The organism is Maribacter arenosus, from assembly GCF_014610845.1.
GTDB classification, from domain to species: domain Bacteria; phylum Bacteroidota; class Bacteroidia; order Flavobacteriales; family Flavobacteriaceae; genus Maribacter_A; species Maribacter_A arenosus.
Window position 1 is genome coordinate 165,865 of the sequence record NZ_JABTCG010000006.1, and the last position, 8,521, is coordinate 174,385.

At 41.0% G+C, this 8,521-nt stretch carries 7 protein-coding genes and 1 tRNA gene; all 8 read left to right on the top strand.

Annotated elements, in window-relative coordinates; genetic code table 11:
- The 8 genes from HPE63_RS16645 to HPE63_RS16680 all read left to right on the top strand — a co-directional run bounded on the left by HPE63_RS16645 (position 1) and on the right by HPE63_RS16680 (position 8,282).
- Positions 1-1,200: an FtsW/RodA/SpoVE family cell cycle protein gene (locus HPE63_RS16645; RefSeq protein ID WP_188315439.1), complete on the top strand. Its 1,200-nt coding sequence runs from the start codon at positions 1-3 to the stop codon at positions 1,198-1,200.
- Entirely contained in the window at positions 1,187-2,278 is a 1,092-nt protein-coding gene (murG, locus tag HPE63_RS16650) for an undecaprenyldiphospho-muramoylpentapeptide beta-N-acetylglucosaminyltransferase (RefSeq protein WP_188315440.1), read from the top strand. Before HPE63_RS16645 ends, murG begins: the two co-directional genes overlap by 14 nt.
- Complete coding sequence (murC, locus tag HPE63_RS16655) at positions 2,279-3,631, top strand: UDP-N-acetylmuramate--L-alanine ligase (RefSeq protein ID WP_188315441.1); 1,353 nt, start codon at positions 2,279-2,281, stop codon at positions 3,629-3,631.
- Complete coding sequence (locus HPE63_RS16660; RefSeq protein WP_188315442.1) at positions 3,621-4,340, top strand: cell division protein FtsQ/DivIB; 720 nt, start codon at positions 3,621-3,623, stop codon at positions 4,338-4,340. Before murC ends, HPE63_RS16660 begins: the two co-directional genes overlap by 11 nt.
- Positions 4,341-4,346: 6 nt before the next feature.
- Positions 4,347-5,669 (top strand): cell division protein FtsA, encoded by a 1,323-nt coding sequence (gene ftsA, locus HPE63_RS16665; protein ID WP_188315448.1) that lies wholly within the window; start codon positions 4,347-4,349, stop codon positions 5,667-5,669.
- Positions 5,670-5,717: 48 nt separating this feature from the next.
- On the top strand, positions 5,718-7,643 hold the full coding sequence (gene ftsZ / locus HPE63_RS16670) for a cell division protein FtsZ (protein ID WP_188315443.1): 1,926 nt from the start codon (positions 5,718-5,720) through the stop codon (positions 7,641-7,643).
- An 88-nt stretch (positions 7,644-7,731) separates the two neighbouring features.
- Positions 7,732-8,178, top strand: coding sequence for a GatB/YqeY domain-containing protein (locus HPE63_RS16675; protein WP_188315449.1), 447 nt, complete (start codon positions 7,732-7,734; stop codon positions 8,176-8,178).
- 30 nt (positions 8,179-8,208) lie between these two features.
- Positions 8,209-8,282: transfer RNA gene (locus HPE63_RS16680), tRNA-Arg, on the top strand.
- Positions 8,283-8,521: the final 239 nt, after the last annotated feature.

The window sequence follows — 8,521 nt, forward strand, 5'->3', positions numbered from 1 at the left end:
GTGTTGAATTTCTTTAAAAATATCGAAGGGGATAAAGCCATTTGGGCCGTTGTGGCACTTTTGGCCTTGTTTTCGTTTTTGCCGGTGTATAGCGCCAGTAGTAATTTGGTGTATGTAGTGGGCCATGGCACTACAAGCGGACATTTGGTAAAACATGCCTTTCTATTGTTTTTAGGGTTCGGCATCATTTACGGGGTACATAAAATCCCGGTCCATTTTTTTAAGGGCTTATCCTTGATAGCGATGCCCATTGTATTGGTATTGCTAATATTCACACTTGCCCAAGGTACCACCGTTGATGGCGCCAATGCCAGTAGATGGATTCGTCTTCCATTGGTCGGTATCACCTTTCAAACGTCCAATTTGGCGGCAGTGGTATTGATGATCTATGTTGCAAGATATTTAACAAAGATAAAAGACGATGACATAACCTTCAAAGAAAGTATTCTGCCACTTTGGATGCCCGTATTTTTTGTGATCGTACTTATACTACCTGCTAACTTTTCAACGGCGGCTATCATATTTTCAATGGTATTGTTGCTCTGTTTTTTAGGAGGATATCCCATAAAATATTTGTTGGGCATTGTGGGGACGGGATTATTGTGTCTTACGTTGTTCGTGTTAACTGCCAAGGCTGCACCAGATCTATTCCCCAATAGAGTGGATACATGGATCAGCCGCATAGAAAATTTCGCTAACCCTGAAGATACAGAGGCCGATTACCAAATAGAACGGGCTAAAATAGCAGTCGTTTCTGGGGGTATAGTTGGGAAGGGAGCCGGGAAAAGTGTTCAAAAGAACTTTTTGCCCCAGAGTTCATCCGATTTCATCTATGCCATAATCGTTGAGGAATATGGGTTGGTCGGCGGCTTTGTGCTTATGTTTTTCTATCTGTTACTGTTGTTCCGTATTGTGGTAGTAGCCAATGGTAGTCGAAGCGTATTCGGTAAACTATTGGTGTTGGGTGTGGGTTTGCCTATTGTTTTTCAAGCCTTGATAAATATGGCAGTGGCTGTTGAGTTGTTCCCTGTTACGGGCCAAACCTTACCATTGATCAGTAGTGGAGGTACCTCAAGCTGGATGACCTGTTTGGCAATTGGGATTATTTTGAGCGCCAGCCGAAAGAGTGAAATTTTGAAGAAAAATGAGCATGAAATTGATGATACGAATCCATTAGAAGTATTGAGTGGGCAATTATAGGTTTATACTATCTGGGGGTGGCACTGGAGGACATATTTATCCAGCGATCGCCATAGCGAACGAATTGAAAAAAAGACATCCGAATGCTGAGTTTCTTTTTGTCGGTGCCAAAGATAGGATGGAGATGGAGAAAGTTCCACAGGCTGGGTATAAGATTGAAGGATTATGGATTTCAGGGTTACAAAGGAAACTTACCCTTAAAAATTTATTGTTTCCGATTAAACTGATAAGTAGTTTGTTAAAAGCCGGTAAAATAGTGTCAAAGTTCAAACCCCATGCGGTCATAGGTACAGGGGGGTTCGCTAGTGGGCCGTTATTAAGGATGGCTTCTGGTAGGGGTATACCCTGTGTGTTACAAGAACAAAACTCCTATGCCGGGATAACGAATAAATTATTAAAGGACAGGGTGGCCAAAATATGTGTGGCCTATGATGGTATGGAGGCTTTTTTCCCATTGGATAAAATAGTTAAAACAGGCAATCCTGTTCGCGGGGATTTGGTGACCATGGGGGCTGATAAAAATGTGGCTTTAGACTTTTTTGGGTTGAGTACAAACAAGCCAACACTATTGGTGTTGGGCGGAAGCCTGGGAGCTCGAAGAATCAACCAATTGATTGAGGAAAAATTGGGTTATTTCAAAGGTCATGGTATTCAACTCATTTGGCAATGTGGGAAACTCTATTTTGAGGAATATAAAAAGTACGATTCAAAAGAGGTGAAAGTCCTTGATTTCTTGAACAGAATGGATTATGCCTATACGGCAAGTGATTTAATTATATCACGGGCAGGTGCGAGTTCGGTATCTGAACTTTGCATTGTGGGGAAACCGGTAATTTTCATACCATCGCCCAATGTGGCCGAAGACCATCAAACAAAAAATGCCATGGCATTGGTGAAAGAAAATGCCGCTTTAATGGTCAAGGAAAAAGATCTGGATAATGACTTTGAAAAGATTTTCACAAAGGTATTCCAATCCGAGGCAAATCAAAATCAACTGGCTATGAACATCAAGAAATTGGCCATGCCAAATGCCACCGTGGCCATTGTTGACGAAATTGAAAAATTATTATCAAAATAAATGAATATCAAGGACATACATAACGTTTATTTCATTGGCATCGGCGGTATAGGTATGTCCGCCCTTGCACGTTATTTTAAGTTCATTGATAAAAATGTAGCTGGGTATGATAAAACACCTACTCCCCTTACCGAGGAACTGGCCGAAATGGGAATAGATATTCATTATGTAGATGATATTAAGGCAATTGAAAGTGTTTTTATGAATTCCCGGAATACCTTAGTGGTGTACACCCCTGCCGTACCAAAAAGTCATTCTGAATACCAATATTTTGAACAGCACGGATTTGAGGTAAAAAAACGCTCGGAGGTACTGGGAATCGTTACTAAGGACTCCTTCTGTTTTGCAGTTGCTGGTACCCATGGCAAAACCACTACGTCAAGTATCCTAGCGCATTTGCTCAATGAGACTGGCACTCCACTTACTGCATTCCTAGGGGGTATCTCTGAAGATTTCAATAGTAACTTTTTGTTCAAGGGTGACGCATTTTCGGTGGTCGAAGCCGATGAATATGACCGTTCCTTTTTACGACTTTACCCTAATGTGGCCTGTATAACTTCAATGGATGCCGATCATTTGGATATTTACGGTACCGACGATGAATTGGTAAAGTCATTCAAGGAATTTGCAAATAAGTTGCAGCCTGATGGAAAACTATTTATACGCAATGGTTTGCCCCTACAAGGAATAACTTATGGCATTGAAGATGATTCGGATTTTTGCATTCAAAACCTGGAAATCGAGAAAGGCACCTATATTTTTGATTTGTGTACGCCTAAAACAACCCTAAAAGGGGTTAGGTTCAATAAGCCAGGTAAGCACAACTTACTCAACGGACTGGTCGCTTTTGCCATGGCGATAGAAGCTGGTTCCCCTCTTGATCACCTGGTTAAAGGCTTGGAAACTTTTAAGGGGGTAGAGCGAAGATTCTCTTATATGATCAAGAACGACAATTTAGTGTTCATTGATGACTATGCACATCATCCTACTGAAATAAATGCGGTTTTTGATGCCATTTCGGAAATGTATCCCAATAAAAAGGTGCTGGCCGTTTTTCAACCCCATCTATTTTCGAGGACTAGGGATTTTGCCGGTGCATTTGCGAAAAGTTTATCAAATTTCGATAGTGTGGTATTGTTGGATATCTATCCTGCGAGGGAAGAACCAATAGAAGGAATCACTTCTTCATGGTTGCTCGATATGATCGATAACCCGAATAAAAAAATAGTCGATAAATCGAACCTTATTCATGAGATCAAAGCACAAGCCCCTGACGTTTTAGTGACTATGGGTGCTGGGGATATTGGTTTAGAAGTATCAAAAATTAAAAAAGAACTGGAACATGCGAATTAATTGGAATTATTTAAAGTTGCTAGCCCTATTATTGGTGATTTCAGGGCTGTATGCATTTTCTAACCATAGAAGTGAACGTAAATCGGTCAACGGTCTTAATATAGAATTCGTTGGGGACCAGAATCTTTACATCACACAAAGCATGGTTAATAAATTGTTAATACAAAATTATGGTCCCCTAACAAATGTGCCTAAAGAAAAATTAGTTTTGAATACTATAGAGAAGGTCATTGAGGCCAATGAAATGGTGAAAAGTGCCCAAGTATATCTTACTGTAAACGGAGAGCTTACGTCGAAAATCGTTCAACGTAAGCCAATCGGACGAATTGAGGGGAATTCTAAGTTTTATCTTGATGAAGATGGAAAACGCATGCCATTTTCAATGAGTCATTCTGCCAGGGTTCCAATAATCACGGGCAAGGTTACGGGTAAAAGTCTTGAGGATGTTTATGAAATATTAAAGTACATAAACAAAGATGATTTCTTGCGGAAAAACGTGATCGGTATTCATATCGAGGATGTAGATAAATACCAATTGAAGTTTAGAATGGAACAGTTTGTTGTGTATTTGGGCGGGGCAGATAATTTGGAGAAGAAATTCAACAATTTTAAGGCATTTTATACAAAGGCGAACAAGGATGAAACCTTGGAACAATATAATGTTGTTAGCCTAGAATTTAATAATCAAGTAGTGTGCACCAAAATATAATTAATGATGGAACAAGGTAAATATTCAGTTGGTTTAGATATTGGAACTACCAAGATAGTGGCCATAATCGGTAAGGAAAACGAATATGGAAAGATTGAAATATTGGGTATCGGTCGATCAAAAAGTTTGGGTGTGCACAGGGGTGTGGTCAATAATATTACACAAACGATAAAGTCGATCCAACAAGCGGTTGAAGAGGCCGAGATCAATTCGGGTTTAAAGATCGGTTCCGTTGTAGTCGGCATTGCCGGGCAGCACATCCGTAGTCTACAGCATAGCGATTATATCACAAGGGCTGATGCCGAGGAAGTAATCAATGAGGATGATCTCGACAGACTTTGTAATCAAGTTTACAAATTGGTAATGCTTCCTGGGGAGGAAATAATCCACGTACTACCTCAGGAGTATAAGGTAGACGGACAGGCCGAGATCAAAGAGCCCATAGGAATGTATGGCGGAAGATTGGAGGCCAATTTTCATGTCGTAGTTGGTCAGGTTTCCTCGATTAAGAATGTTGGGAGGTGTATTAAGAGTGCCGGATTGGATTTAGGCAAAATCACACTGGAACCTTTGGCATCCTCCGATGCCGTTTTGAGTCAGGAAGAAAAAGAAGCCGGGGTTGCATTGATCGATATAGGTGGGGGCACCACGGATTTGGCAATTTTCAAGGATGGCATCATTAGGCATACTGCGGTCATCCCTTTTGGTGGAGGTGTAATAACCGACGACATAAAAGAAGGTTGTTCCATAATCGAAAAACAGGCGGAGTTATTGAAAATCAAATTTGGATCGGCTTGGCCTGGAGAGAATAAGGACAATGAGATTGTATCCATTCCCGGTTTAAGAGGTCGTGAACCCAAGGAAATCAGCCTAAAAAACCTTTCTAAGATCATACATGCGAGGGTTGTGGAGATTATTGAACAGGTGTATGTTGAAATTAAAAACTATGGGCACGAAGAGCAAAAGAAAAAATTGATCGCAGGTATTGTTCTTACAGGAGGAGGTAGTCAGTTAAAGCACTTAAAACAATTGGTGGAATACATAACCGGAATGGATACCAGAATAGGATATCCCAATGAACATTTGGCTGGAGATTCCGATGAGGAGGTTGCAAGTCCTTTATATGCAACAGCTGTTGGATTGCTCATGAATGCCGTTAAGAATAGCAGTAAGGAAGTAGTGACCCAGAAAGCGGAAGCACATGAAGAAATGGCGTATGCAGAACATGACGAATTTAAGTCAGGTACCAAGGTCCAAAAAAGAGAGCGAAAATCAGTATTTGATAAATGGTCCGAAAAATTGAAGGATTTCTTGGATAACGCCGAATAGATAGCGCATAAAATATAAACACGTATAAGAACCAGTAATTTAAACAGTATGAGCAAGAACAGTGAAATGGAAAGTATCGCCTTTGATTTACCTAAAAACCAAAGCAATGTAATTAAAGTCATTGGTGTTGGTGGAGGGGGTAGCAACGCCATAAACCACATGTTCCAAGCCGGCATAAACGGAGTTGATTTCGTTATCTGTAATACAGACGCCCAGGCTTTGGACAATAGTCCGGTTCCCAATAAAATACAACTTGGTGTTTCCCTGACCGAAGGCCTTGGGGCAGGGGCGAATCCAGAAGTTGGAGAACAGGCAGCCATCGAAAGCATGGAAGATTTAAAAGCCATGTTGGATTCTACCACCAAGATGATATTCATTACTGCGGGCATGGGAGGGGGAACAGGAACTGGTGCTGCCCCTGTTATCGCAAAGCAAGCCAAGGAAATGGATGTTCTTACGGTAGGTATAGTGACCATGCCTTTCCAATTTGAAGGTAAAATGCGTTGCGATCAGGCCCTTAAGGGTATTGAAAAACTTCGCGCCAATGTTGACTCGCTCATCGTCATCAATAATAATAAATTAAGGGAAGTATACGGAAATTTAGGATTTAAGGCCGGATTTTCAAAAGCGGATGAAGTATTGGCAACTGCAGCACGTGGTATTGCGGAGGTCATTACACACCACTATACGCAAAATATAGATTTACGGGACGCCAAAACCGTACTTTCAAACAGTGGTACTGCCATCATGGGCTCTGCAGAGGCATCTGGTTCTACAAGGGCCAATGAAGCCATTATGAAGGCTTTGGATTCGCCATTATTAAACGATAATAAAATTTCTGGGGCAAAAAACGTATTGTTATTGATCGTTTCTGGATCACAGGAAATCACTATAGATGAAATTGGAGAGATAAATGATCATATTCAGGCTGAGGCAGGACATGGTGCCAATATCATCATGGGTGTGGGTGAAGATGATACCTTAGGGGAGGCAATTGCTGTTACTGTTATCGCTACGGGATTCAATATGGACCAACAAGATGATATCGTGAATACGGAGTCAAAAAAAATAATCCATACCCTTGAAGACGAACAAAAGGCCGAAAAGGATTTAACACCTCAAAATATCGTTCATCAGTTAGACTTGGATGAGGTAGTAAGCGAAAAGCCTATTATTAAAACAGTAGAGGAGGAATTCGATGGCTTGGATTTGATTCCTACAACAAATTATATCAGGAATTTCAATGTTTTTTATGAGGAAGTCATAGCAGAAGATGTTTCCGAAGATGATTTTGTAATTTTTGAAGCTAAAGAGGATGTCAATGACATTGAGGTTGTTGAACCAGAGGTAGTTTCATCGAAAGAAGTTGAGCAAGACCAATTTGCCATTAGTTTTGATATGCCTTTGAACGAACCTATCGAGGAAAAGGAAAATGCGAATGTCATTACTTTTAATTTGGATGATGAAGTTAAGGATATGGATGTAAACGGGCATGTTGAGGTTATTCCGGTCTTGGAGTATAACAAGGAGGGCGAGACACGTTACAGTTTGGATGATTATATGGAATTGGAAAACCAATTGACCGGTGCCAAATCAAAAGCCGAGGAATTCGAGCCTAAGATCATTGAGGATGAATTGATTTTCGAAAAAAAGACCATTGAGACCAAAAATGCTGAAAAGGCCCAAGGTCGGACCCAGGAAGAATCCGATCCAATGGACAGTCCCATAGAGGAATTATTAAAGCAACGTGCCGACGAGCGTAGAAGAAAGTTAAAAGATTTCAATTATAAGTTTCAAAATAATCTAAGTAATATAGATGAAATTGAAAAGGAGCCAGCCTATAAGCGGCATGGGGTTGATTTGGATGAAAACCCGGTTCGTAAGAAGGTTTCAAGAACTACATTGAGTGAGGATAGCAATGATGAGATACAATTGCGGTCCAATAACTCATTTTTGCATGATAACGTGGATTGACCACTAGTTGAACAACCTGCTTTAACCCGAAAATAACTCCAATTTTCGGGTTTATTTTTTATCTTCGTACCCTTAAAACGGTAAGATGATGAGTTTACAAAAACAGGTCATGGAACAAATGAAAACTGCAATGAAAGCTAAGGACGCTGTTGCCTTGGAATCGTTACGGGCCATTAAATCGGCCATACTTTTGGCACAGACAAGTGGCAAGGGGGGTGAATTATCTGAAGACGATGAAGTAAAATTGGTCCAAAAGTTGGTAAAACAACGTAAAGACAGTGCCGCAATTTTCACAGAACAGGGCAGGGAGGATCTTGCTGCCCCGGAATTGGCCCAAGTAGCCATTATTGAGCAGTTTTTACCTGAACAATTAAGCGAAGAAGAAATTGAAAAAGTGGTTGTACAGACGATTGACGCCATCGGGGCCGAAGGGATGAAGGATATGGGTAAAGTGATGGGCATGGTTTCAAAAGAATTGGCCGGACAGGCAGATGGAAAAACCATTTCTACCATTGTAAAAAATAAGTTATCTTAGCGCGCTCTTAAGGAGATGCATTTAATAAACGGCCCCGTGGCGCAACTGAATAGCGCATCAGATTTCGGCTCTGAGGGTTGGGGGTTTGAATCCCTCCGGGGTCACGAATAAGTCAAAAAGCAAGCAAAATCATAAAGCTTGCTTTTTTGATTTTGGGCCTTTTTGACTTTCAAGGCGGAGCCTTTAGGGAAAGGCGCCAGCCAATCCCGGTATTGTTTTGTGGTATGTTGACTTTCAAGGCGGAGCCTTTAGGGAAAGGCGCCAGCCAATCCCGGTATTGTTTTGTGGTATGTTGACTTTCAAGGCGGAGCCTTTAGGGAAAGGCGCCAGCCAATCCCGGTAT

What these genes read in the sequence shown, in the direction of transcription:
- murC (WP_188315441.1), top strand. Translation starts at nt 2,279, where the DNA reads ATGAATATCAAGGACATACATAACGTTTATTTCATTGGCATCGGCGGT.
- ftsA (WP_188315448.1), top strand. Translation starts at nt 4,347, where the DNA reads ATGGAACAAGGTAAATATTCAGTTGGTTTAGATATTGGAACTACCAAG.
- ftsZ (WP_188315443.1), top strand. Translation starts at nt 5,718, where the DNA reads ATGAGCAAGAACAGTGAAATGGAAAGTATCGCCTTTGATTTACCTAAA.
- HPE63_RS16660 (WP_188315442.1), top strand. Translation starts at nt 3,621, where the DNA reads ATGCGAATTAATTGGAATTATTTAAAGTTGCTAGCCCTATTATTGGTG.
- HPE63_RS16675 (WP_188315449.1), top strand. Translation starts at nt 7,732, where the DNA reads ATGAGTTTACAAAAACAGGTCATGGAACAAATGAAAACTGCAATGAAA.